This is a genomic window from Mesorhizobium sp. M0292, from assembly GCF_040321695.1.
GTDB lineage: Bacteria > Pseudomonadota > Alphaproteobacteria > Rhizobiales > Rhizobiaceae > Mesorhizobium.
Genome location: NZ_JAMYSB010000023.1, coordinates 17,012 through 41,426, shown reverse-complemented (window position 1 = coordinate 41,426; position 24,415 = coordinate 17,012). Strand labels below are relative to the sequence as shown.

Below are 24,415 nucleotides of genomic sequence, written 5' to 3'. Positions count from 1 at the left end.
AACACATTTCTGCAAAAAACACTGGATGATCGATTTTAAGGAAAGGTTGCGCCGGAGCCACCGGCAACACGGTGAACCCGCAAACAATTCCCGGCATGATTAAGGATCGGTGATTATTGGGCGATCTTGGACGGCCCGGTCACCAGCGCACGAAGAACCGTCCCCCGAGCGCGCCCAGACCGGCGAGGACGGCGATGGCGAGCGTGTACCAGGTGGCGACGAAAAGCGGCGAATCGTCGAAGCAGTGCGCGGCGTAGAAGGTCGCCGCCAGGCCGCCGGCGAGCAGTCCCGCGACCGCCCCGGCCAACACCGGCCGCGTCGGCGCTCCATAGCGCAGCATCCACAGGAAGACGGCAAGCGGGCCGATTCCGATCAGCGGGATGAAGCCCATGCAGATCATCATGTTGGAGCCGACCATGCGCGTGCTCCACATCGGCTCCGGCACCATGAACAGTTCGAGAGCCACCGCCACGGCCACCAGCAGCGGCGCCGCCAGCATCCAGGCCGCGGCTCTTGCCGTCGAAGCGCCCGGCGTCGACAACGCCCGGACCAGGCCAAAGGCGGTGACGGCGAGCACGATGGTGAACACGAACTTCGCCAGGAATCGCATCGTGTGCATGGCGGTCATGATGTCGGGACGCGGGCCGATGGTGAGAAAGAAGACCAGAGCCGCGATCACCGCCGCGGCTGCTGCCGCCATCAACCAGGCCGAGCGCAGCGGCATCGCCTTGCTGCTTGTGTCGGCGTCGAGTGCCTTGATGAGATCCTCCGTCCTCATGTCACTGCCGCCCGAAGCGCCCCTGCCCAAATCGCTTGGCGATCGCGGCAAGCCCGCGATGCAGCGACACCCGCACCGCCGTCTCGCTGACGCCGAGCCTGGCCGCCGTCTCGCCGATGGAGCGGCCGTCGACCGAGATCGAAGAAACGACGGAACGCTGCGCAGCCGGCAGTCCGTCCAGCGCCCGGTTGATGTCGCGTTCGCTGACGGTCTCGGTTTCCGGCTCGGCAAAGGTCTCGGCGATCTCGTCGATCTCGATTTCGATGCGCCGTCCGCGCCGCCGGAAAGCATCGATCAGCTTGAAGCGGGCTATCGCATAGATCCATGGCAACACCGGCGCGTCCTGGCGCCAGGTATGCCGTTTCACATGAATGGCCAGCAAGGTTTCCTGCACGACATCCTCGGGATCGACCCCGCCCTGTACGATCTTGCGCCTCGCAAAGCCGCGAACCAGCGCGGCGATCCGGTGCAAAAAGTCGGCGTAGGCCCTTTCATCTCCCGCGATCGCGGCCCGCATCAGCCGGGAAAGCTCGGCCTCATCCTTGCCGCTCACAAGAGTTCACTCCCCGATCTTCGCGCCTCGGCACCGATTTGTTACGTGTCCGGCGAAATAATGTCCAAGCCAAAGTGCCGCAAAATCACGAAAGTTTGCGGGAGCGGCGACCGATTGAAGCAGCCGAGCAATGTTGACTACTGCTGTCAGGTATCGATAGGTGCAGCCTGCGAAACCAGAACCACCGAGATTGAGGATGACGCCGTGAGATACACGCTCTCCACCCTAGCGGGGGCCACAGCGCTGGCCGTTAGCATGATCGCCGGGCCGGCGATGGCCGCGGATGCCGGCATCATCGTCTACAACGCCCAGCATGAGAGCCTGGCCAAGGAATGGGTCGAAGGTTTCACCAAGGAAACCGGCATCAAGGTCACGCTGCGCAATGGCGGCGACAGCGATTTCTCCAACCAGATCGTCGCCGAGGGCGCTTCTTCACCGGCCGACGTGTTCCTGACCGAGAACTCGCCGGCCATGACTCTGGTCGAAGCGGCGGGCCTTTTCGCGCCGGTCGACGCCGACACGCTGGCGCAAGTCCCGGCCGAATTCCAGCCGAGCAGCGGCAAATGGGTGGGTGTCGCGGCGCGCAGCACCGTCTTTGCCTACAACAAGACCAAGCTCACGGCCGAAAAGCTGCCCAAATCGATGCTCGATCTCGCCGATCCCGCCTGGAAAGGCCGCTGGGCAGCCTCGCCTTCCGGCGCCGATTTTCAGGCCATCGTCAGCGCGCTGCTCGAGCTCAAGGGCGAAGCCGCAACCGCCGACTGGCTGAAGGCCATGAAGGAGAATTTCACCGCCTACAAGGGCAACGGCACGGTGATGAAGGCGGTCAATGCCGGCGAGATCGAAGGCGGAATCATCTACCACTATTACTATTTCGGCGATCAGGCAAAGACCGGCGAAAACAGCAAGAACGTCGAACTGCATTATTTCAAGAACCAGGATCCCGGCGCTTTCGTCTCGATCTCCGGCGGCGGCGTGCTGGCCTCGAGCAAGCACCCGAAGGAAGCCCGGGCGTTTCTCAAATGGGTGACCGGCAAAGGCGGCCAGGACGTGCTGAAGACCGGCACATCCTTCGAATACGCTATCGGCAAGGGCGCGCAGTCCAATCCCAGGCTGGTGCCGCTGGCCGACCTGCAGGCGCCGAAGGTCGATCCGGCGACACTGAATTCCAAAAAGGTGACGGACCTGATGACGGCAGCCGGCTTGCTTTAGGCTGGGTTCGTCCTAAAAGGGCAACGATTGCGCTCCTGCCGGACTTTCCGCAGGAGCGCTCTGTTTTCGAGATGGCATTGTCCATGACGACACATTGCGTTTCCGGCCGCGCCTGCGGCGCCCCCGCCCCGGCGGCAGTGGCGCGGTCGAGCTGATGCAAACTGCGGTCGATCTCGCACGTTCAGGCCAGACAGTCGGGCGGTCCCGCCGGAAGCCCATGTCCTGGATCGCGCTTGCCGCCATAATCGTCTCGCTGCTGTCGCTGCTGCCGCTGGCGTTCATCATCTGGATCGGTGTGCAGACGGGCTGGGACACCGTCTCGGCTCTGATCTTTCGGCCGCGCGTCGGTGAACTCCTGGTCAACACCGTGCTTCTGGTGGCGCTCACCGTACCGATTGCCGCTGTGCTGTCGATAGCGCTGGCCTGGCTGACCGAACGCAGCGACCTGCCCGGCGCCCGCCTCTGGGCCTGGCTGTCGGTCGCGCCGCTCGCCATCCCCGCCTTCGTGCACTCTTATGCCTGGATTACCCTGGTGCCGGGGCTGCACGGCCTGTGGGCCGGCGTGCTGGTGTCGGTCCTTGCCTATTTCCCGTTCCTCTATCTGCCACTAGCGGCCGCATTGCGCCGGCTGGATCCCGCCCTGGAAGATGCGGCCGCAGCGCTTGGCCTCGGACCATGGCGCGTGTTTTGGCGCGTCGTGCTGCCGCAGCTCAGGCTCGCCATTTGCGGCGGTGCGCTGCTGGTTGGACTTCATCTGCTGGCCGAATACGGCCTCTATGTCTTCATCCGCTTCGACACTTTCACCACCGCGATCGTCGACCAGTTCCAGTCGACCTTCAACGGCCCAGCCGCCAACATGCTGGCCGGTGTCCTGGTGACATGCTGCTTCGTGCTGCTCGCTCTGGAGGTGCTGGTGCGCGGCGAAGAGCGCTATGCCCGCGTCGGCTCAGGCGCGGCGCGCCACCGGCAGCGCTCGAGGCTCGGGCGCGCCACGCTGGCTTGCCTAGCTCTGCCTACCGTCACCACGCTGCTCGCCATCGGCGTGCCCTTCGTAACCGTCGGCCGCTGGCTGGTCGCCGGCGGGGCCGATGTCTGGCGTTTGGACGAGATCGGCCTGGCGCTGGGCCAGACGCTGTTCCTGGCGCTGGCCGGCGCCTTGCTTGCGACCATCGCCGCCATGCCGATGGCCTGGATCTCGATCCGCGCGCCGGGACCGCTGCAGCGGCTGCTCGAAGGCTGCAACTACATTGTCGGTTCGCTGCCCGGCGTGGTCATCGCGCTGGCCTTGGTCACCATTACCGTGCGCATCGCCATGCCGCTCTACCAGACGCTGTTCACAATCCTGGTCGCCTATGCCCTGATGTTCCTGCCGCGCGCCTTGATCAGCCTCAGAGCCTCGATCGCACAGGCGCCGGTCGAGCTCGAACGCGCCGCCGCCAGCCTTGGCCGGCCGCCGCTGAAGGCGCTTTGGTCGACAACGATTCGCCTGTCGGCGCCGGGGGCTGCGGCCGGCATGGCGCTGGTCGCGCTCGGCATCATGAACGAGCTGACCGCCACCCAGATGCTGGCGCCCAACGGCACGCGCACGCTGGCCATGGCGTTCTGGTCCTATAGCGGCGAGATCGACTATGCGTCGGCCGCCCCTTACGCCTTCATCATGGTGACGATGTCGCTGCCGCTGACCTGGCTGCTCTATGTCCAGTCGAAACGGATGGCCGGGCGATGAGCTTTCTCGAAATCAGTGGCCTCACCAAGCACTACGGCCCGGTCGCAGCCCTTGCCGGCATCGAGCTCAGCGCCGCAAGCGGCAGTCGCACCGCGATCGTCGGCCCGTCCGGCTGCGGCAAGACGACGTTGCTGCGGCTGATCGCCGGCTTCGAGGCGCCCGACCAGGGCCGCGTCGTGCTCGACGGCGAGGTGCTGGCCAATGGCGGCCAAGCGGTGCCGGCGCACCGCCGCGGCATCGGCCTGGTGGCGCAGGACGGCGCCCTGTTCCCGCATCTCAGCATCGGCGACAATATCGGCTTTGGCATGGCCCGCGGCGAGGACCAGCGCGCCGAGCGCATCGCCGAGCTCGCCTATACCGTCGGGCTGGACAAGGCGATCCTCAAGCGCCGCCCGCACCAGCTCTCCGGCGGCCAGCAGCAGCGCGTGGCGCTGGCCCGCGCCATGGCGATGAAGCCCAGGCTGATGCTTCTCGACGAACCGTTCTCGGCGCTCGACACCGGTCTGCGCGCCTCGATGCGCAAGGCGGTCGCCGAACTACTCGAAGCCGCCGGCATCACCACCATCCTGGTCACCCACGACCAGGCCGAGGCGCTGTCCTTCGCCAGCCAGGTGGCGGTCATGCGCGACGGAAAGTTCTCTCAGATCGGCACACCGCGAGAACTCTATCTGCAGCCGAAAGACCGCATGGTTGCCGAGTTTCTTGGCGACGCCATCATCTTGCCGGCAAAGATTTCAGGCGGCTTCGCCACCTCCTCGCTTGGTCGCATAGCCGTCGACTCGAAGGAGCGGCGCGACATCGCCCGCATCATGCTGCGACCGGAGCAGGTGCAGGTAAAGCGCACGTCGCGCGAAGGCATGTCGGGTCCTGCGGGCACGATATTCGCCGAGGTGACGGACTCGGAATTCGCAGGCTCGATGTGCACCATTGCCGTGCGGCTGTTGAACAACCCCGATCCGCCGGACGCCGCGGCGATCGGCAGCACACCGCTGACCTTACGCAAGCCGGGAATCGACGCGCCTTCCGTCGGCGAGATCGTGCGCCTGACAGTTTCCGGCAAGGCGCATGTCTTCGCCTGAACTGCCGATGCGTCGGATTGGCGCGAGCGGCTGCGTCAATCGACTCGTTTCCCAGCATTGTCGAACCAATGCAGCTTCTCGGCCCTGGCCACGACGCGCAGTTGATCGCCGGGTTTGGCCGTGGCGCGGCCGGCCACACGCACGACGATGCGGTTGCCGCCGGCGGCACAGTGAAGAAAGCTTTCGGCTCCCACAGGTTCGACCGCCTCGACCGCCGCAGGCAGAATAAGCGCGCCGGATGATGCCTCGGCACTGAAGGTGACGTCGGCATCCTCAGGGCGGAAGCCAAGCGTGGCGGCGTTCGTAGGCGCGAAGTCAACCGTCTTGCCGTCGGTCAGCGCCGGACCAGCCGGTCCTTGCGAAAGAGGCAGAAGGTTCATCGGCGGCGCTCCGATGAAGGAGGCGACGAAGGTCGATGCCGGCTTCTCGTAGATGTCGAGCGGCGCGCCCGTCTGCTCGACCAACCCGCCATTCATGACGACGAGAATATCGGCCAGCGTCATCGCCTCAAGCTGGTCGTGGGTGACGTAGACCGAGGTGACACCGAGCGAGCGCTGCAAATTCTTGATTTCGACCCGCATCTGGCCGCGCAGTTTGGCGTCGAGGTTGGAAAGCGGTTCGTCGAACAGAAAGACTTTCGGATTGCGCACGATTGCGCGACCCATGGCCACGCGCTGGCGCTGGCCGCCGGAAAGCTCGCGCGGGCGCCGGTCGAGCAGCGCCGTGAGCTCCAGCACCTTGGCGGTCGAGCGAACCCTGCTGTCGATCTCGTCCTTGGGAGTACCCCGGTTGCGCAACCCGTAGGCCATGTTGTCGTAGACCTTCATATGTGGATAGAGCGCATAGTTCTGGAACACCATGGCGATATCGCGCTCGGTCGGACCGATCGTGTTGACGATCTTGCCGTCGATGGCGACGGTGCCGGAAGAAATGGTCTCAAGCCCGGCGATCATCCGCAGCAGCGTGGACTTGCCGCAGCCGGACGGCCCAACCAGCACGCAAAGCTCCTTGTCGGGAATGGCGATGGAGACACCCCTCACCGCCTCGACGCCGCTGGGATAGACCTTCTTCACATCCTTCAGATCGACGGTCGCCATCGGCTTCTCACTTTTCGGAATCGACAAGTCCGCGCACGAACCAGCGTTGCATCAGCACCACGATCAGGATCGGCGGCAGGATGGCCAGCATCGCGGTGACCATGACCAGATGCCATTGCGTATCGGCATCGGCGAAGGAAACCATCTTTCTAAGGGCGATGACGATGGTGTTCATGTCGTTGCTGTTGGTGACGAGCAGCGGCCACAGATACTGCGTCCAGCCATAAATGAAGAGGATGACGAACAGCGCCGCGATGTTGGTGCGCGACAGCGGCAGCAGGATGTCGAAAAAGAAGCGCCATGGTCCGGCGCCGTCGACACGCGCCGCTTCCACCAACTCACCTGGAATGGTCATGAAGAACTGGCGAAACAGAAGCGTGGCGGTGGCCGAGGCGATCAGCGGGACGATTAAGCCGGCATAGGTGTCGATCATGCCGAGATCGACCATCACCTTGTAGGTCGGCAGGATGCGCACCTCGACGGGAAGCATCAGCGTGATGAAGATCAGCCAGAAGAAGACCATCCGAAGCGGAAAACGGAAGAACACGATCGCATAGGCCGAAAGGATCGAGATGAAAATCTTCCCCACCGCGATGCCGAGCGCCATGATCGTGGTGTTGAGCAGCAATCGGCCGACACTGACGCCGCCGATGCGGCCGACACCGCCGAACAGCGCCTCGCTGTAATTGTTCCAGACCTGGTCGCCGGGCAAAAGAGGCAATGGCGGCTTGAGGATGGTCTGCAGCGTCTGCGTGGAGGCAACGAAGGTGTAGTAGATCGGGAAAGCGACGATCAGGATGCCCAGGATGAGCACGGCGTGGGCGATGAGGGCGCGAAGCGGGGACTGACCAATCATCGCCTGCGCTCAACCGTAGTGGACTTTGCGTTCCACATAGCGGAACTGGATGGCCGTGAGTGAGATGACGATGACCATCAGGATGACCGACTGCGCGGCCGAATCGCCGAGGATCAAATTGACGAAACCGTCATTGTAGACCTTGTAGACCAGCGTCTCGGTGGCCTTGCCTGGCCCGCCGCCGGTGACGGCATGAACGATACCGAAAGTGTCGAACAGCGCATAGACAGTGTTGACGACCAGCAGGAAGAAGGTCGTCGGTGCGAGCAGCGGGAAGACGATGGTCCAGAAGCGCTTCGTCTCCCCGGCGCCGTCCATGGCCGCCGCCTCTATCAACGTCTTCGGCACCGCCTGCAGCCCGGCGACGAAGAACAGGAAATTGTAGCTGATCTGCTTCCAGGCAGCCGCAGATACCAGCAGGATCATGGCTTGGTTTCCGTTAAGCAAGGGATCCCAGGCGATGCCGAGACCTCTCAAGGCGTAGGCCAGCGAACCGATCGAGGGGTTGAACAGAAACAGCCACAACATGCCGGCAATCGCCGGCGCCACCGCATACGGCCAGATCAGCAGCGTGCGATAAAGGCCTTTGCCGCGCACCACCTTCTCGGCCATGACGGCAAGCAACAGGGCCACACCCATGGCGACCATCGCGGTCGCCAGAGAGAACACCAGCGTAACTTTGATCGAGTTGAGGTAGGCCGGGTCGGCCAGCACCTTGCGAAAATTGGCGAGCCCGACGAACTTGCTCTTCAGCCCGAACGGGTCTTCCCTAAGCATCGACTGGTAGAGCGCCTGCCCGGTCGGCCAGTAGAAAAAGATCAGCGTAATGGCGAGTTGCGGCGCCACCAGCAGGTAAGGCAGGGTCTTGTTGGGAAAGACGACGCGTGGAGACAGGGTGATTTCCTCGCTATTCAGGAAATCGTCCACGCGGGTCCGCGTGGACGACGTTCAACTGACAATCGCTTCAGTTTCCGATCGCTTCCTGAATCGCCTTGTTGCCGCGTGCGACCGCGTTGTCGAGCGCCTGCTGCGCAGTCTGCTGGCCGGCCAGCATCTTCTCGAACTCCTCATTCTCGATGTCGCGCACCTGCGGCAGGTTGACGAGGCGCACGCCCTTCGAGTTTTCGGTCGGCGCCTTGCCCAGCATCTGCAGGATCGGCGTCTCACGGCCCGGGTTCTTGTCATAGAAGCCGGACTTCTTGGTCGCCTCATAGGCAGCGAGCGTCACCGGCAGATAACCCGACTTCTGATGCAGATACTCCTGCACTTCGGTCTTGGACAGGTAGGAGAAGAACGCCGCGACGCCCTTGTATTCCTCGTCCGATTTGTTGCCGAACACCCACAGGCTGGCGCCGCCCGGCGTGGTGTTCTGGGGCGCGCCCTTGGCGTCACTATCATAGGGAAGCTGGCCGATGCCGTAGTTCATGCCCGACTTGACGATGTCACCGAGACCCCCCGACGATTCGGTGAAGATGCCGCATTCTCCGGCAAGAAAGATCTGCTTGGCTTCGGATGTACGGCCGCCATATTTGAAGGTGCCGTCCTTGGCCAGGTCGGCGAGCGCCTGGAAATGATTGACGAAGATCGGCGCATTGATCTTGAGCTCGACGTCGGTTCCGGCAAGTCCGTTCTGGTTGGTGCCATAGGAAACGTCGTTCCAGGCCGCGAAGGCCTCAAGGTGGATCCAGGTCAACCACGTCGAGGTATAGCCGCAGGAAGCGGCGCCGCTCGCCTTGATCTTCTTGGCGGCTTCCCACACCTCGTTCCAGGTCTTTGGCGGGTTGTTCACATCAAGCCCGGCCTTCTGGAAAATATCCTTGTTGTAGTAGAGGATGGGCGACGAGGAATTATAGGGGAAGGACAGCATGGTCCCGTCCGGCTTCGAATAGTAGCCGACGATGCCGGGCAAATACTGGCTCTTGTCGAAGGTCACGCCGGCGCTGGTCAGCACATCGGCCACCGGCTTGATCGCACCTTCGGCGGCCATCATGACGCCGGTACCCACGTCGAACACCTGGATGATATCGGGCGCTTGCCCCGCACGAAAGGCAGCGATGCCGGCATTCAGCGTTTCGGGATAGGTGCCCTTGAAAACAGGGAGAATTTCATAGTCGCTCTGGCTGGCATTGAAATCCTTGGCGATCTTGTCGACCACCTCGGCATTGGCGCCGGTCATTGCATGCCACCAACTGATCTGGGTGGCGGCGAAGGCGGAGGTGGTGGAAAGCAGGGTCAAGGTGGCGGCAACACCGGCCGCAAAGCCGAACAACTTCATGTTTCATCTCCCGTTTGTCATTGGCGAAAGGGGCACTCCCGCAAAGGCAATATGTGTCGCTGATGACAATCGGACAACGGATTTGTTGCTGTTTCGTGAATTTCATACCCGGCTAACTTCGCGCCCCCTCGCCTTGCAACGAGGACAGAGAGAAATGCCAAGCCGGCTCAGCGATAGAATGGGGCATGGTGGGCCTGCAAGGATCGCCGACCGCCCAGCGATGCGTGAAGGGCCCGCGTGACAGCGCCACGCACCTGCACCGTGAGGCCGCCAAACCGGCGCTCGGCCAGATCGAGATCGGCCGAGCGGCATCGCGCCAGGCGCTGCTGTAACCGTGCGTCTGGAATGAGACAGGATCGCCGCAACGTACAACCCGAAAAACCCGCTGTAGTTGTAGTTCGCATAACCGATTCTTCGTCAAGCGTGGCATACTAATCAAGTGGACGGCTTGATTGCTGTGGGAGAGCAGGTGGGCGAGATGCTGACGGTCTATAATTGTATCGTGCATGAGCACGATCTGAGACTGGTCGCACTGGCAGCGCTCATTTGCGGTATTTCTTCCTTCTCGGCGGTCAACCTGCTTCGCCATGTCGACCGCTCGAGCGAGCGCAACCGCTATACCTGGCTGATGATAGCAGCCACTTCCACCGGCTTCGGTATCTGGGCGACGCACTTCATCGCAATGCTTGCCTTTTCTCCCGGAATCCCCAACGCCTACAATACGGAAATGTCGGCGCTTTCGCTCGCCGGTTCCGTCGCCCTGACCGCTGCGGGCATGTGGATCGCCACCTTGCGCCGGGGCATCGACTACCCTCTGGTCGGCGGCGCGGTCCTCGGCGCTGGTATCGCCGCCATGCACTATATCGGCATGGCCGCTTTCGAGGTCGAAGGGCGCATCGTCTGGAACCCGCTGCTGGTCGGCGTCTCGGTGCTGGCAGGCGTGACCCTCGCCGCGCTGGCGCTGCTGGTCGTGTTGCGACGGCCGTCCATGCAGGCCACAATCGCCGCCGCCATCCTGTTGACGCTGGCGATCTGCAGCCTGCACTTCATCGCCATGGGCGCGGTGTCGATCTTCCCGGACTCCTCCATCGAGATATCGCAGTTCACGGTCGAACCGGTGTCGCAGGCCTTCGCCGCCGCTGCAGTCAGCATGGCTATCCTGGTGCTTTCAGCCGCAGCATTGTGGATCGACCTTCGCTTCCGGCGTCACAAGCTCGAGGCCGAGCGCATGCACGGCCTCGCCAACGCCGCCGTCGAGGGGCTGATCGTCTGCGACGGCGCCCGCATCGTCAGCGCCAATGACAGCATCGCCGCGCTAACCGGCATTGCGCCGGAAGTGCTGAACGCGATGCTGCTTGGCGACCTCTTCGGCGAACGCACCGCGGCCGGCATGTCCGACTGCAGCGGACAGGCACAGGAAGCCGAACTCAGAGCCCATGACGGCGCCACCATCCCCGTCGAACTTATCGCCAGGAGCATCGATTATTGCGGCAAGCGGCACAGCGTGGTCGCCGTGCGCGACATCCGCGAACGCAGGAAGGCCGAGCAGGAGATCCTGCGCCTCGCCCATTTCGACCCGCTGACCGGGCTCCCCAACCGCCGCAGTTTCTCCGGCCGGCTCGAGGCCGAAATTGCCGCAATGGACCGCGGCGGCAAGGGTGGGCATCTTGCGCTGCTGCTGCTCGACCTCGACCGCTTCAAGGAAGTGAACGACCTGTTCGGGCATGGCGCCGGCGATGCCATGCTGCAGAAGGTGGCGCTGTGCGCCTCCGCCGTGCTCCGCCACGGACAGATGCTGGCGCGTCTCGGCGGCGACGAGTTCGCCATCATCGCTCCGAACCTTCCCGATCCGCAGGCGGCCGGCCGCATCGCCGAGGCGGTGCTGGCGGCCATGCGCGAGGAAAACCGGCTGTCGGTCGGTGGCGGGCTGGTGTCGGCCAGCATCGGCATTGCACTTTATCCGCTCGACGCCGATGAGCCGACACTCCTGGTCAGCCACGCCGACACCGCGCTCTACCGCGCCAAGGCCGAGGGCAAGGACACCTACCGTTACTTCGAGGCCTCGATGGGCGCCGAGGCGCGAGACCGGCGCGTGATGGAGCACGAACTGCGCCAGGCCATGGCGCGCGATGAGTTTCGCCTCGTCTACCAGCCACAAAAGGAGATCAGCAGCGGGCGGATGGTCGGGTTCGAAGCGCTGATCCGCTGGCGCCATCCACAGCGCGGCGACGTGTCGCCGGCGACCTTCATCCCGGTGGCCGAAGACAGCGGCGTCATCATCCAGATCGGCGAATGGGTGCTGGCGACGGCCTGCGCCGAGGCAGCGCGCTGGAAGAACCCTCTCACCGTCGCGGTCAATGTCTCGGCGGTGCAGCTCCACAATCCGAATTTCAGCCGCAAGGTGCATGAAGTCCTGCTCGGCTCCGGCCTGACGCCCGGCAGGCTCGAACTCGAGATCACCGAAACGGCGCTGGTCAAGGACATGCCGCGCGCGCTGGCGACCTTGCGCCAGGTGAAGGCGCTTGGCGTGCGTGTGGCGATGGACGATTTCGGCACCGGCTACTCCTCGCTGTCCAATCTCCGCGCCTTCCCCTTCGACAAGATCAAGATCGACGGCTCATTCATCAAATCAGTCGACAGCAACGGCCAGGTGGCAGCCATCGTGCGCGCCGTTCTGGGGCTTGGCCGCGGTCTCGGCCTGCCGGTTCTGGCCGAGGGCGTCGAGACGCTGGGCGAGCTGAAATTCCTCGACGCCGAGGCCTGCGAGATCGGCCAGGGCTACTATCTAGGCCGGCCGAGCCCGATCGAGGCGTTCAGCGAACTGACCGGCGTCGCGGCGCCGGCGGCACACGACGACGCCAGCGTCAAACAACGCGGCGGCAGCATCTTGATGCTGCCGCCGGCGGCGGCCCTGCGCTCATCCTAAGGGGCGAGTGCGGCCTCGACCAGGCGCTTGGCATCCGGTCCCGACCATTCGGCCGGTCCGTTCATATGCGCGATCAGGCAGCCTTCGCCGTCGATCAGCATGGTGACGGGGAGGCCTAGCGCCAAGCCACGCGTCTTGACGTCGTTGAACAGCGCCAGCGTCGAATCGCGGTAGTAGCCGAGCGACCCGATGCCGATATCGGCTAGGAACTTCTTCGGCTTCACATCGTCGCCGGCATCGACATTGACCGCGACCACTTCGAAGGCATCGCTGCCCTTTTCCTTCTGCAGCGTATCGAGCGCCGGCATTTCGGCGCGGCAGGGCGCGCACCACGTCGCCCACAGGTTGAGCAGCACGGTCTTGCCGACATGATCGGCGATCGTCATCGGCTTGCCGTCTGGGCCGTTGAAGGCGAGGCTTTTCAGCGATTGCGGCGGATCGGCGGGCAGCAATGCCGCCACCTGGCCGGTGGCCGCGGCGGCAACCTTTTTGGCGCGGTCGCTCTTGGCGGCGCAGGCGACATCGTCCTTGCTGTTGCCCGCGCCGGCCGCAGGTGCGCTGCCGGTGGCTGCGTTGTTGCCAGACCCGCTCTCGCTGACATATACCGCGACCGCGCCGGCCAGCACGCCCGCCAGCAAAGCGGCGAGGATCAGGCGCGGGGCCGGGAAGTATCTGTTACCGTCTGCCATTTTCTAAGACTGCTCCGGAACACGGGTTATAGCCATGAGCGACAAGAAGGCCAGCAACCAGATGTGGGGCGGACGTTTTGCCTCGGGTCCGGCCGCGATCATGGAAGCGATCAACGCGTCGATTTCGTTCGACCGCAAACTCTATGCCCAAGACATAAGAGGTTCGATCGCCCACAGCGAGATGTTGGCTGAAACGGGCATTATTTCGGCGGCCGATCAAGAAAAAATCGCTCACGGGCTGAACACGATCCTGAAAGAGATCGAGGCCGGCACGTTCGAGTTCTCGACCCGGCTGGAAGACATTCACATGAACATCGAGGCCCGCCTTGCCGATCTGATCGGCCCGGCCGCCGGCCGCCTGCACACGGCGCGGTCACGCAACGACCAGGTGGCGGTGGATCTCCGGCTCTGGGTCAAGGACGAGTGCTTTCGCGTCGCCGAGGCGCTGAAGGGGCTGATCTCAGCCTTGCTCGATCGCGCCGAGGAGCATGCGGCGACCGTGATGCCCGGCTTCACCCACATGCAGGCGGCGCAGCCGGTGACCTTCGGCCACCATTGCATGGCCTATGTCGAGATGTTTTCGCGCGACCTGTCGCGCGTCCGCGACGCCATCGAGCGGATGGATGAAAGCCCGCTCGGCGCGGCAGCGCTTGCCGGCACCAGTTTTCCGATCGATCGCCACAAGACCGCCAAGGCGCTCGGCTTCCGCGAGCCGATGCGCAATTCGTTGGACAGCGTCTCCGACCGCGATTTCGCGCTGGAGTTTTTGAGCCTGGTGGCGATCTCCGCCACGCATCTGTCGCGGCTCGCCGAAGAAATCATCATCTGGTCGACGCCGCAATTCGGCTTTGTCAGACTGTCGGACAGTTTCTCCACCGGCTCCTCAATCATGCCGCAGAAGAAGAACCCGGACGCCGCCGAACTGGTGCGCGGCAAGACCGGCCGCGTCACCGGCCATCTCGTCGGGCTGCTGACGGTGATGAAGGGCATGCCGCTGACCTATGGCAAGGACATGCAGGAAGACAAGGAATCGGTCTTCGACGCCGCCGAGACGCTCGATCTGATGCTGGCGGCGATGACCGGCATGGTGCGCGACATGACGGTCAATGCCGCCGCCATGAAAAAGGCCGCCGGCTCGGGCCACGCGACCGCGACCGACCTCGCCGACTGGCTGGTGCGCACGCTGGGCCTGCCCTTCCGTGAGGCACACCATGTCACCGGCGGCGCGGTGGCGTTGGCCGAAGAGAAGAAGGTGAGCCTTGAAAAGCTGTCGCTGGAGGATCTGCAGTCGATCAACCCCGGCATCACGGCAGACATCTTCTCGGTTCTGGCGGTGCAGAATTCGGTGAAGAGCCGCACCAGTTTCGGCGGCACCGCGCCGTCGGAGGTCAGGAAGCAGATCCGCAGCTGGAAAAAGCGCATCGCCAAGGCATGATGCTGGGGTGCAATGCGCCTAAAACTCGGTTAAAAGCGCAGCACATAAAGTTTCGGACGGATGGATCGATGACCGCGAGCAGGATTTTGGTGACGCTGACGCTGCTGACGGCGATGGCTGCCGTGACCGCTTGCGGCCGTAAGGCTGGTCTCGACACGCCCTATGAAGCGGCCGTCCAGGCCCGCAAGGACGCCGAGCGCGCCAAACAGCCGGTGCCGCCGGAGCCGGAAAAACCGGTCGTGGACAAGAAGTTCATCCTCGACCCGCTGATCTAGAGCCGATGAGACCGGCTTGGTCTTTCTGGCCAGGTCTCGTGCTAACCAGGTCTCGTGCTCCAACTTCCGGAAACACTCTCGTGAACCATTTCGACTACCGCGACGGCGTGCTCCATGCCGAGGACGTGGCGATACCAGACATCGCCGCAAGCGTCGGCACACCGTTCTATTGTTATTCGACGGCAACCTTGACGAGGCACTACCGGGTGTTCGCCGGGGCTTTTGCCGGTCTCGACACGCTGGTCTGTTACGCCTTGAAGGCGAATTCCAACCAGGCGGTGCTGCGGACGCTGGCAAAGCTCGGCGCCGGCGCCGATACCGTCTCGGAAGGCGAAATGCGCCGCGCGCTCGCCGCCGGCATCCCGGCCAGCAAGATCGTATTCTCGGGCGTCGGCAAGACCGCGCGCGAAATGGATTTTGCGCTCGAGGCCGGCATTCTCTGCTTCAATGTCGAATCCGAGCCGGAGCTGGAGTTGCTGTCGGCCCGCGCCACCGCGCTCGGCAAGGTGGCGCCGGTCTCGCTGCGCATCAACCCGGATGTCGACGCCAGGACGCACAGGAAGATCTCCACCGGCAAGGCCGAGAACAAGTTCGGCATTCCATGGCAAAGGGCGCGCCAGGTCTATGCCCGCGCGGCCGGTTTGCCGGGCACCAAGCCCATCGGCATCGATACCCATATCGGCAGCCAGATCACCGAATTGCAGCCCTTTGACGATGCTTTCGCGCTTCTGGCGGAACTGGTCGGCGCGCTGCGCGCCGATGGCCACGCCGTCGAGCATGTCGATCTCGGCGGCGGCCTCGGCATCCCCTACCGCACCGACAACAGCCCGCCGCCTCAGCCCGATGCCTATGCCGATATCGTCAGGAAGCATCTGACAAAGCTTGGGGTGAAGGTGATGTTCGAGCCGGGCCGGCTGATCGTCGGCAATGCCGGCATCCTGGTCTCGGAAGTGATATTCGTGAAGGAAGGCGACGCCAAGAACTTCCTCGTCGTCGACGCCGCCATGAACGATCTGATCCGGCCGACGCTCTACGATGCCTTCCACGACATCAAGCCGGTGGTGCAGCCGCCGGCCGACACGCCGCGCATGGCGGTCGACGTCGTCGGCCCGGTCTGCGAGACCGGCGACTATCTCGGCCTCGACCGTGACCTGCCCCGGCTCAAGTCTGGCGACCTCATTGCCGTCACCACCGCCGGCGCCTATGGCGCGGTGCAATCCGGCACCTACAACACCCGCCTACTTGTGCCTGAGGTTCTGGTCGACGGCGACCGTTTCCACGTCGTGCGCCGGCGCCAGACCTATGACGAGCTGATCGGCCTGGATTCGGTGCCCGACTGGCTTGCATAGGAGCCGCAGCGCCGGCTGCGCTACAGCCGGTTCTGGATGAGCAACCTTGCGTCGGCGATCCTGTCCTCGTCGCGGCGGTAGAACGTCCATTGCTTGATGCGCTTGGGCCGCAGCAGGCCGGCCTGGGTAAGCACGCGCATATGTTCGGAGAGCGTCGCCTGCGTAATGCCGAGCTTCTCCGCGATCAGCAGCGCGCAAACGCCATCCTCGACCAGATCGCCGTCTGCCTGGGCCGGGAAATGCGCCTGCGGATCCTTCAGCCAGTCGAGGATCTGCAGCCTGCGTTCATTGGCGATCGCCTTGAAGACATCAACCTCTTGCATTTAGCCATTTTGCCAAGTTACTAATTGCTGTCAATCCCAAGGAGATGGTCATGACGAACGGCAACACCGTCACGCGCGAACGCATTGCCGCGATGGAACCGCGCATCCGCCGCTATATCAGGCACACGCCGGTGCTGCGCGTCGACATGGCCGATTTCGACCGGCCGCCGCTGGCGGTTGACCTCAAGCTCGAATGCCTGCAGCATTCCGGTTCGTTCAAAGCGCGCGGCGCCTTCACCAATCTGCTCGAACGGCCGGTGCCTGCGGCCGGCGTGGTTGCGGCTTCGGGCGGCAATCATGGCGCCGCGGTCGCCTATGCCGCCATGCGGCTTGGCCACAAGGCGACGATCTTCGTTCCCGAAGTCAGCCCACCGGCCAAGCTGCAGCGCATCCGCGGCTACGGCGCCGAACTGATGGTCGGCGGCGCCCGCTATGCCGAGGCGCTGGCCGCCAGCGAGGCTTTTGCCGAAAAGACCGGCGCGCTGCAGATCCATGCCTTCAACCAGGAGGAAACATTGGTCGGCCAGGGCACGCTCGGCCTCGAAATCGAAACCGATCTGCCAGACATCGACACGCTGCTGGTCGCTGTCGGCGGCGGCGGCCTGATCGGCGGCATCGCCGCCTGGTTTGCCGGCCGCATCAGGATCATCGCCATCGAGCCCGAAGGCGCGCCGACGCTGCATCGCGCCTTCGAGGCCGGCCACCCCGTCGATGCGCCGGCCGAAGGCGTCGCCGCCGATTCGCTGGCGCCCAAACGCGTCGGCGAGATGATGTTCCCGATCGCCGAGGCCTTCGTCGAACGCTCCATCCTGGTCACCGACGACGCCATCATTGCCGCGCAGAAGGCGCTGTGGGAGCGGGTGCGTATCATCGCCGAGCCGGGTGGCGCCGCAGCCTTTGCGGCTCTCTTGTCCGGCCGCTACACACCGGCGCGGGGCGAGCGGATTGCCGTCCTTGTCTGCGGCTCGAATACCGATCCGGCGAAATTCTAAACCTTGCTTCGACTGAAGTGGGACGCAAACCCGTCAAAGCTTTTCAAGTTTTCCGGAACCGCCTCGCCTTTGCCGTGTTTGCTGGTAAACTTCTGCTTGTTGAGTCCGGGCTATCCCGCCCGGGCAGGAAGGGCCGATGACGGAACGCCCCATTTCCAGTGGCGATCGCAGCCTGGCCGGGCGGCTTGCCCTGAGCCGGCTGGCGACACGGGTCTCGATGACGGTCGAGCGCGGCTGGCCGCTGCTTCTGCCGCTGCTCATCATCGCCAGCCTGTTTCTCAGCCTCTCCTGGCTCGGCCTTTTCCCCCGGCTGCCTGACATTGCGCGCATTATCCTGGTCACTGCGTTCGGTATTGCCACGCTGGCGGCGCTCTATCCGCTGCGTTTCTTCAAGCTTCCATCCGCCGCTGAAATCGACCGCCGTATCGAGGCCGCCAACCAGCTGCAGCACAGCCCGGTGCTGGTGCAGACCGACCGTCCCAGCGGCAAGGAAAGCATCTTTTCCCAGGCGTTGTGGCGCGAACACCAAAAGCGCATGGCCGACAAGCTCGGCAGCCTTGGCGCCGACCTGCCGCGTACCCGCGTGCCGGAGCGCGATCCGTGGGCATTGCGTGCCGTGGCGGCGCTGCTGTTGGTCACGGCTTTTGCCTTTTCCTTCGGACCGTCCGGCGGCAGGCTGTCCGATGGTTTCAGTGCCCATGCGGCGCGCGACATCGTACCGCCGCGCATCGATGCCTGGGTGACCCCGCCGGCCTATACCGGCAAGCCGCCCATCTTCTTGACCGCGCCAGTCATCGATGGCAACGCCAAGCAGGCGGTTGCCACCTTCACCGTGCCGCAAGGCAGCGACGTCTCGCTGCGCGTGACCGGCGGCTCCGGCGAGGAAACGCTAAGCTTTGCCGACAAGGGCGGCAATGCTCGCGCCATCGACCCGTCGGGACCACAGGTGGCGGCCGTCAAGGCAGCGGCGGTCAACCCCGCGACCCCCAAGCTGCGCCAGTTCACCGGCAAGCTGACCGCCGACGGGACACTGACGCTGAAGTCGGGCGAAGCCGATCTCGGTCGCTGGGCCTTCGCGGTGATCCCCGACAAGCCGCCGACGATCCGCTTCGTCGGCGAGCCCAAGCGCGCCGTCAACGGCGCCTTCGAGCTCAACTACCAGATCGACGACGACTATGGCGCGGCCACCGCCAAGGCGGTTTTCGCGCTGGCCGATCCGGCGGCGCCCGATGCGCATCCGCTCTACGGCCCGCCTGACCTGCCGCTGGCGCTGCCGCGCCGCGGCGGCAAGGCGAACGCCGCCAAGACCACCAAGGACCTCACCGAGCACGTCTGGGCCGGCGCCAGCATCAAGCTGTCGCTTGTCGCCACCGACGATGCCGGACACACCGCGACCAGCGAAACCAAGACTATTGTGATGCCGGAGCGGCCCTTCGCCAACCCGCTGGCGCGGGCCGTGGTCGAGCAGCGCCGCCTACTGGCGCTCGACGCCAATGCCAAGCCGCGCGTGCTCGACCTGATGGACGCCATCACGCTGCGGCCCGAGGACACGTTCGACAACATGTCGCATTACCTCGCCATCATGAGCGCCCGCAGCCGGCTGAAGATGTCGGACAGCGACGATCAGTTGCGCAACGAGGTTGCCTATCTCTGGGAAATCGCGCTCGGCATCGAGGAAGGCAATCTCTCGTCCGCCGAAAAGCGGCTCCGCCAAGCCCAGCAGGCGCTGCAGGACGCCATCAAGCGCGGCGCCAGCGACGAAGAGATCGAAAAGGCGATGAAGGAACTGCGCGAGGCGATGAACGAATTCCTGCAGGAATTCGCCGAGCGCGCCAAGCAGAACCCGAACGCGCCGCAGATGCAACAGAATGGTCGCGAGCTGCGTCAGAGTGATATCGACCGCATGATGGACCAGATCGAGAACCTGGCGAAGTCGGGCGACCGCGACAAGGCGCAGGAGCTGCTGTCGCAGCTGGAAAACATGATGAACAACCTGCAGGCCGGCCGTCAGCAGCAGGGCGGCGAGCAGGACAGCGAGATGCGCCAGCAGATGGACAAGCTGGGCGAGATCATGCGCCGCCAGCAGGAGATGATGAACGACACCTACCGCATGGACCAGATGCAGCGCGGAGATAATCAGCAGCCCGGCGAAGGCAATGGCGACGACCCGGACCAGCCGGGCGTCGGCAAGGATCGCGATCCTCTCGCCCGGCCGAAGTCGATGACACCGCAGGAATTCGCCGATGCGATGAAGCAGCTGCAGGAAGGCCAGGGCCAGTTGCAGAGCGAACTCGACAAGCTGAAGAAGGGCCTGGAAGGCATGGGCATGCAACCCAATGAGGGGTTTGGCGACGCTGGCAAATCCATGGGCAATGCCGAAAAGTCGCTTGGCGAAGGCGAAGGCGACCAGGCAGTCGGCCACCAGGGTCGCGCGCTGGAAGCGCTGCGCAAGGGCGCCAAGGAGATGATGAAGCAGCTGCAGGCGATGCAGGGCGACCAGGGCGGCAGCCAGGAAGGCGGCCGCCAACAGGACGCCGGCCGCGATCCGCTGGGCCGACCACGCGCCAGCCGCGGACCCGATTTCGGCGATTCGGTGAAGGTGCCCGACGAGATCGACGTGCAGCGCGCCCGCCAGATTCTCGAGGCGATTCGCAAGCGGCTCGGCAACGCGCTCAGCCCCGACATCGAGCGCAGCTACCTCGAGCGGCTGCTGGAGCTGAAGTAGCCTCCAAGGCAACATCCGTCGAACTGAATGGTATCAGCGCCATGCCGAAACTCGGTGCCGTCACGCCCATCCTGCGCATCTTCGACATCGCCAAGGCACGCGAATTCTATGTCGACTTTCTCGGCTTCAAGGTCGAGTTCGAGCACCGCTTCGACGACAATGCGCCGCTCTACATGGGTGTAATCCGCGATGGCTGTGTCCTGCATCTGAGCGAACATCATGGCGACGGCGCGCCGGGTATAGCCATGCGCATCAAGGTCGAGGACATCGCGGCATTGCACCGCGAACTGATCGGCAAGAGATACCGCTACGCCCGGCCGGGCCTCGAAACCACGTCGTGGCAGACCCGTGAAGTGTCGGTCGGCGACCCCTTCGGCAATCGGCTGCATTTCTACGAGGATGCAACAGACTAAGCCGGCCGGTTGACGAACGCCTCGCGGATCGCCTCCTGCATGCCGTCGATAGCTTCGCCTGAGGCATTTGGGCTGCGGTGCATCACCACATTCGAGGAATCGATATGGCCGAACCCGTCAGCGGCGGTGAGTTCACGACAGCCATCCGGAATATTGCTGTGCGAGATCGGCGCGATCGCCAGGCCAGAGGTGACGGCGAGCTTCAGGCCGCCGGTGGTGTCGCTGGTATAGGCGACACGGTAGGCCAGCCCACGCTGCTCCAGCGATTTGATGGCGAAGTCCTTGCACCATCCGGCTCTGTTGTAGAGCGCGATCGGCACCGGCCGCTCCTCATGCATGTGATGCAGGCTCGATGTCACCCACACGGTCGGATCGTGCATCAGCACCTCGCCGCCGGAAGGATCCTGCCATTCGAACACCACGGCGAGGTCGAGTTCACCGGCCGCCAACGCTGCCAGCTGGGCGCCCGAATGTGCATAGCGCACGGTGACCTCGACCTTGGTGTGACGCTTCGAGAAGGCGCCGAGCGCGCGCGACAGGATGGCGTGACCATATTCCTCGGGAATGCCGATGCGCACAGGCCCGCCAAGCGGTGCCGCCGCCATCGATGCCGCCGTCTCGTCGAGCAGAGAGACGATGCGGCGGGCATTGACGATCAGCTCGCCGCCACGGCGCGTCAGCGCCACGCCGCGCGAGCCGCGTTCGAACAGGCTGTCGCCGACCAGCTCCTCGAGCTTCTTCATCTGCATCGACACCGCCGACTGGGTGCGCCCGGCCTGCTCCGCCGCCCGGGTGAAATTGCCCGCTTCGGCAATGGCGACAAAGGTGCGCAGGAGATCGCTGTCGAGGGCTGGCCGCATCGAATCCGTCATAAGCAAATTTGATCGCTGGTATCATTCCAATTCGTTTGCAACATGTCAAACGCCGCAGCATAGTCCGCTCACCCATTGGATATGCCGCCGCGAAACCGGCTGCGGACCAATCAAAGAGTCCTCACTCATACCCGCTGCCCGAAACGGTGGCGGGTTCTTTTTACCCCATGGCCGGGCGGCTGCGGGCAGTCAAGGCAAGGGCCGGCAGAACAACATGCGCAACCGGATCGTTCTCGGCATCATCAGCCTGTGCCTTGGCGTGCTGGTGTTCTCGCTCCAGGACCCGCTGGTCAAGGCGGTGTCGGCCGGCTATCCCGTGACCGAGGTGATGTGGATCCGCTCGATCGTCGCTTTGCCGATCCTGATCTTTCTCGTTCGCGCCGACGTCGGCCTGCGGGCCATCGCCTCGAAGCGGTTCGGCCTGCTGACGATACGCGCCTTCATCCAGTTCTCCTCCTATACGGTTTACTATCTGGCCATCGCTGCCTTGCCGCTCGCCGACGCGGTGGCGCTCTATTTCATGGCGCCGCTGTTCATCATGGCGATGGCCGGGCCCTATCTCGGCGAGCGCGTCTCCTGGCAGGCTCTCGCCACCGTGCTGACCGGCATGCTGGGCGTGGTCGTGATGCTGCGCCCGGGCGCCGGCCTGTTCGACTGGGCGGCGCTGCTTTCGTTGGGCTCGGCTTTGCTCTACGGCTTTTCACAGCTGATGGCGCGCAAGATCGGCGACACCGAATCCTCCACCGTCATGGCCTTCTACCAGAACGGCGCCTATCTGGTCGGCGCCGCTGCGGTTGCCGGCACATTCTGGCTTGCCGGCATAACCCATGCTGTCCACCCCAGCCTCGAATTCCTGGTGCGGCCGTGGGTCTGGCCGACGACCCCGGATTTCCTCAAGATGGCGGCCTGCGGCTTCGTCGCTTCGGCCGGCATGATTCTGCTGTCGCAGGCCTACAGGCTGGCGCCCGCCAACCGCGTCGCCACCTTCGAATACACCGGGATTATCTGGTCGCCGCTGTGGGGCTTCCTGTTCTTCGACGAGGTGCCGCGCTCGACCACCGCCATCGGTGCGGCGCTGATCATCGGCGCCGGTCTGCTGGCGCTCAACACCGAACGGCGCCGGAGCGCTGCGCCTGTCCTCGCCGCGTCTCAGGATGCCGCCTGAAGCGTGTCAGGCGAAGCAGGCGAGCGCCTGGTCGACCCGCGAGCGGATTTCGGCCAGCGTGAAAGGCTTTTGCACGACGTCGATAATGATGCCGTTCAATTCCTCGGCGCGCTCGCGCTGGTCGGCATAGCCGGTCATCAGCAGGATCTTCATGTCAGGGAAAAGCCTGGCTGCGGCGATCGCCATCTCGATGCCATCCATTTCCGGCATGCGGATATCGGAGACGACGAGGTCGTAACCGCCGCCTGCAGCACTGACCATCGCCAGCCCCTGCGCGCCGTCGGCGGCGATATCGATCGAGTGCCCGGCGCGTTCGAGCGCGCGGGCGGCGAGGGTGCGGACGGACTCATCGTCCTCGACGATCAGAAGCTTTGCCATGGGCCGGAATTTGGCGGGCAAAAGTTGACTTTTTCTGAAAATTTGAAGCGTCGGGCCCTTTTCTCAGGCATCGCCTTTGACCACACCGACAAACGGCAGTTCGCGAAAAGCGTGAGCGACGTCCATGCCGTAGCCGACGACGAAGTAATCGGGACAGTCGAAGCCGACATAGTCGGCGTTCAGCTCCGTCTGGCGGCGCATGCGCTTGTCCAACAGCACCGCGATGGCGCAGCTTTTGGCGCCGCGCGACAGCATCAGGTTGCGGGTGAAGGAGAGCGTCTTGCCCGACTCCAGGATATCGTCGATCAGCAGCACGTCGCGGCCGGCGACCTCATTGTCGATGTCGCGCAGCACCCTCACCTCGCCGCTGGTGGTGCCGGCGCCATAGCTGGAAATGAAGATGAACTCGACCTCCGGCGACAGCCCGACATCGTGCATGGCGCGGATCAGATCGGCGGCGAAGATGAACGAGCCCTTCAGCACCGAAATCACCAGCAGGTCGTGATAGTCGTGCTCGGCGATCTCCTTGGCGAGTTCGAGATTGCGCCGCGCGATCGCGGACGCCGAAAACAGGACCTCGATGTCCTTGCCGCGCACAACTGGCATCAACAACCTTTCCAGAGAACCGACTAGCCGGCGAAGGTGACCGCCACGGCCTTGACGCCGTTTCTAGGCACATCGAGGCGGCTGGAAAAGCCGAATCTTTCGCCGGGCGCCAGAGAACGGTTGGATGTCCCCAGAGTATAACGGGTGATGCGGCTGTCATTGCCGGTGACACGTATCTCCAGCGGCGGCAATTGTCCCGCCTTCAAACCGTCATTGACGGCCTCGCCATCCACGAACAGCACCGGGGCGGGTCCTGAGGCGTCGACACGCGACGTGACGCCGGCAATGCTGAGTACGGCGCCCTCCGGCTGTTCGACTGACCAGAACGGCGTCTGGCGCACCAGCGCGTGGCCACCCGAGACCCAGAAGGCGGCAAGCGCCGCACCGATGCCGGCAATCCAGAAGATCGGCCCGCCACGCGATGCCGGCCGCCCGGCTGACGCATCTGATTTGCGCAGCATCTCCATGCCTTCCATCGACGGCGTCGCGATGTCGCGCGCCGGCGTCGGCATGGCTTCTATCAGTGGGATCAGCTGCGGCAGCACCTCATAATCCGCATCGACGATGTCGGTCGCCACAGGCCGCGATTCCGGTGCGACACTTGTCCCGGTCATGATTTCGCCGGAAACCGGGCGCGCGGTTCGTTGCTCAGCCATCATGGCCCCGCTGTTGCCTCTTCGTTTCTTTTGCG

Annotated in this window: 24 protein-coding genes; 12 read left to right on the top strand and 12 right to left on the bottom strand. The window is 64.1% G+C overall.

Going from position 1 to position 24,415, the window contains the following annotated elements; translation table 11 throughout:
- Positions 1–139 precede the first annotated feature (139 nt).
- A complete protein-coding gene (locus tag NKI96_RS26370; protein ID WP_023671666.1) occupies positions 140–778 on the bottom strand; it encodes an NrsF family protein in 639 nt (212 codons plus the stop codon).
- Between the two features lies 1 nt (position 779).
- Positions 780–1,331, bottom strand: coding sequence for a sigma-70 family RNA polymerase sigma factor (locus NKI96_RS26365; RefSeq protein WP_023671665.1), 552 nt, complete (start codon positions 1,329–1,331; stop codon positions 780–782).
- A gap of 255 nt (positions 1,332–1,586) precedes the next feature.
- Here NKI96_RS26365 and NKI96_RS26360 point away from each other — a divergent pair, with 255 nt between their 5' ends.
- The 3 genes from NKI96_RS26360 to NKI96_RS26350 all read left to right on the top strand — a co-directional run bounded on the left by NKI96_RS26360 (position 1,587) and on the right by NKI96_RS26350 (position 5,348).
- A complete protein-coding gene (locus NKI96_RS26360; protein WP_502900305.1) occupies positions 1,587–2,543 on the top strand; it encodes an iron ABC transporter substrate-binding protein in 957 nt (318 codons plus the stop codon).
- 154 nt (positions 2,544–2,697) lie between these two features.
- Positions 2,698–4,269, top strand: coding sequence for an ABC transporter permease (locus tag NKI96_RS26355; protein ID WP_023748490.1), 1,572 nt, complete (start codon positions 2,698–2,700; stop codon positions 4,267–4,269).
- Positions 4,266–5,348, top strand: coding sequence for an ABC transporter ATP-binding protein (locus NKI96_RS26350; protein ID WP_023826261.1), 1,083 nt, complete (start codon positions 4,266–4,268; stop codon positions 5,346–5,348). The genes NKI96_RS26355 and NKI96_RS26350 overlap by 4 nt, the downstream gene beginning before the upstream one ends.
- A 35-nt stretch (positions 5,349–5,383) precedes the next feature.
- On the opposite strand, the gene NKI96_RS26345 is transcribed toward NKI96_RS26350, so the two are convergent.
- The 4 genes from NKI96_RS26345 to ugpB all read right to left on the bottom strand — a co-directional run bounded on the left by NKI96_RS26345 (position 5,384) and on the right by ugpB (position 9,576).
- Positions 5,384–6,445 (bottom strand): sn-glycerol-3-phosphate import ATP-binding protein UgpC, encoded by a 1,062-nt coding sequence (locus NKI96_RS26345; RefSeq protein ID WP_023698703.1) that lies wholly within the window; start codon positions 6,443–6,445, stop codon positions 5,384–5,386.
- 7 nt (positions 6,446–6,452) lie between these two features.
- On the bottom strand, positions 6,453–7,301 hold the full coding sequence (ugpE, locus tag NKI96_RS26340) for a sn-glycerol-3-phosphate ABC transporter permease UgpE (RefSeq protein WP_352806930.1): 849 nt from the start codon (positions 7,299–7,301) through the stop codon (positions 6,453–6,455).
- A 9-nt stretch (positions 7,302–7,310) separates the two neighbouring features.
- Positions 7,311–8,195 carry a sn-glycerol-3-phosphate ABC transporter permease UgpA gene (gene ugpA / locus NKI96_RS26335; RefSeq protein ID WP_023685330.1) on the bottom strand — a complete coding sequence of 295 codons (885 nt, stop codon included), beginning with the start codon at positions 8,193–8,195 and terminating at the stop codon, positions 7,311–7,313.
- A gap of 70 nt (positions 8,196–8,265) precedes the next feature.
- Positions 8,266–9,576 carry a sn-glycerol-3-phosphate ABC transporter substrate-binding protein UgpB gene (gene ugpB, locus NKI96_RS26330; RefSeq protein ID WP_023685331.1) on the bottom strand — a complete coding sequence of 437 codons (1,311 nt, stop codon included), beginning with the start codon at positions 9,574–9,576 and terminating at the stop codon, positions 8,266–8,268.
- Between the two features lie 185 nt (positions 9,577–9,761).
- Here ugpB and NKI96_RS26325 point away from each other — a divergent pair, with 185 nt between their 5' ends.
- Both NKI96_RS26325 and NKI96_RS26320 read left to right on the top strand, forming a co-directional pair.
- On the top strand, positions 9,762–9,908 hold the full coding sequence (locus tag NKI96_RS26325; protein ID WP_023694020.1) for a hypothetical protein: 147 nt from the start codon (positions 9,762–9,764) through the stop codon (positions 9,906–9,908).
- Between the two features lie 146 nt (positions 9,909–10,054).
- Positions 10,055–12,502, top strand: coding sequence for a bifunctional diguanylate cyclase/phosphodiesterase (locus NKI96_RS26320; protein WP_352806972.1), 2,448 nt, complete (start codon positions 10,055–10,057; stop codon positions 12,500–12,502).
- Here NKI96_RS26320 and tlpA read toward each other — a convergent pair.
- Positions 12,499–13,191 (bottom strand): thiol:disulfide interchange protein TlpA, encoded by a 693-nt coding sequence (tlpA, locus tag NKI96_RS26315; RefSeq protein WP_023824696.1) that lies wholly within the window; start codon positions 13,189–13,191, stop codon positions 12,499–12,501. The two genes, NKI96_RS26320 and tlpA, sit on opposite strands and share 4 nt — an antisense overlap.
- A 34-nt stretch (positions 13,192–13,225) precedes the next feature.
- Between tlpA and argH the strand changes: the two genes are divergently transcribed.
- The 3 genes from argH to lysA all read left to right on the top strand — a co-directional run bounded on the left by argH (position 13,226) and on the right by lysA (position 16,250).
- A complete protein-coding gene (argH, locus tag NKI96_RS26310; RefSeq protein ID WP_023824697.1) occupies positions 13,226–14,626 on the top strand; it encodes an argininosuccinate lyase in 1,401 nt (466 codons plus the stop codon).
- Positions 14,627–14,694: 68 nt separating this feature from the next.
- Positions 14,695–14,901, top strand: a complete 207-nt coding sequence (locus NKI96_RS26305) for a hypothetical protein (protein ID WP_023673325.1) — start codon at positions 14,695–14,697, stop codon at positions 14,899–14,901.
- Positions 14,902–14,981: 80 nt separating this feature from the next.
- Positions 14,982–16,250: a diaminopimelate decarboxylase gene (gene lysA / locus NKI96_RS26300; RefSeq protein WP_023824698.1), complete on the top strand. Its 1,269-nt coding sequence runs from the start codon at positions 14,982–14,984 to the stop codon at positions 16,248–16,250.
- Positions 16,251–16,270: 20 nt separating this feature from the next.
- On the opposite strand, the gene NKI96_RS26295 is transcribed toward lysA, so the two are convergent.
- On the bottom strand, positions 16,271–16,573 hold the full coding sequence (locus NKI96_RS26295) for an ArsR/SmtB family transcription factor (protein ID WP_023824699.1): 303 nt from the start codon (positions 16,571–16,573) through the stop codon (positions 16,271–16,273).
- 50 nt (positions 16,574–16,623) lie between these two features.
- Here NKI96_RS26295 and NKI96_RS26290 point away from each other — a divergent pair, with 50 nt between their 5' ends.
- From NKI96_RS26290 to NKI96_RS26280, 3 genes are all read left to right on the top strand, one after another.
- Positions 16,624–17,565 carry a threonine/serine dehydratase gene (locus tag NKI96_RS26290; RefSeq protein WP_352511814.1) on the top strand — a complete coding sequence of 314 codons (942 nt, stop codon included), beginning with the start codon at positions 16,624–16,626 and terminating at the stop codon, positions 17,563–17,565.
- Positions 17,566–17,701: 136 nt separating this feature from the next.
- The gene (locus NKI96_RS26285) at positions 17,702–20,290 is read left to right on the top strand and encodes a TIGR02302 family protein (protein WP_023711721.1); all 2,589 of its coding nucleotides are present in this window, start codon (positions 17,702–17,704) and stop codon (positions 20,288–20,290) included.
- A 41-nt stretch (positions 20,291–20,331) separates the two neighbouring features.
- Positions 20,332–20,703, top strand: a complete 372-nt coding sequence (locus tag NKI96_RS26280) for a glyoxalase superfamily protein (protein WP_023685340.1) — start codon at positions 20,332–20,334, stop codon at positions 20,701–20,703.
- Here NKI96_RS26280 and NKI96_RS26275 read toward each other — a convergent pair.
- On the bottom strand, positions 20,700–21,563 hold the full coding sequence (locus NKI96_RS26275; protein ID WP_023726969.1) for a LysR family transcriptional regulator: 864 nt from the start codon (positions 21,561–21,563) through the stop codon (positions 20,700–20,702). The two genes, NKI96_RS26280 and NKI96_RS26275, sit on opposite strands and share 4 nt — an antisense overlap.
- Before the next feature lie 226 nt (positions 21,564–21,789).
- Here NKI96_RS26275 and NKI96_RS26270 point away from each other — a divergent pair, with 226 nt between their 5' ends.
- On the top strand, positions 21,790–22,740 hold the full coding sequence (locus NKI96_RS26270) for a DMT family transporter (protein WP_352806925.1): 951 nt from the start codon (positions 21,790–21,792) through the stop codon (positions 22,738–22,740).
- Between the two features lie 6 nt (positions 22,741–22,746).
- Here the strand turns inward: NKI96_RS26270 and NKI96_RS26265 are convergent, their stop codons facing one another.
- The 3 genes from NKI96_RS26265 to NKI96_RS26255 form a co-directional block, all read right to left on the bottom strand.
- Entirely contained in the window at positions 22,747–23,118 is a 372-nt protein-coding gene (locus NKI96_RS26265; RefSeq protein ID WP_023673316.1) for a response regulator, read from the bottom strand.
- Positions 23,119–23,181: 63 nt separating this feature from the next.
- Positions 23,182–23,724 carry a hypoxanthine phosphoribosyltransferase gene (hpt, locus tag NKI96_RS26260; protein WP_023673315.1) on the bottom strand — a complete coding sequence of 181 codons (543 nt, stop codon included), beginning with the start codon at positions 23,722–23,724 and terminating at the stop codon, positions 23,182–23,184.
- 23 nt (positions 23,725–23,747) lie between these two features.
- Complete coding sequence (locus NKI96_RS26255; protein ID WP_023685343.1) at positions 23,748–24,383, bottom strand: hypothetical protein; 636 nt, start codon at positions 24,381–24,383, stop codon at positions 23,748–23,750.
- Between the last annotated feature and the right edge of the window lie 32 nt (positions 24,384–24,415).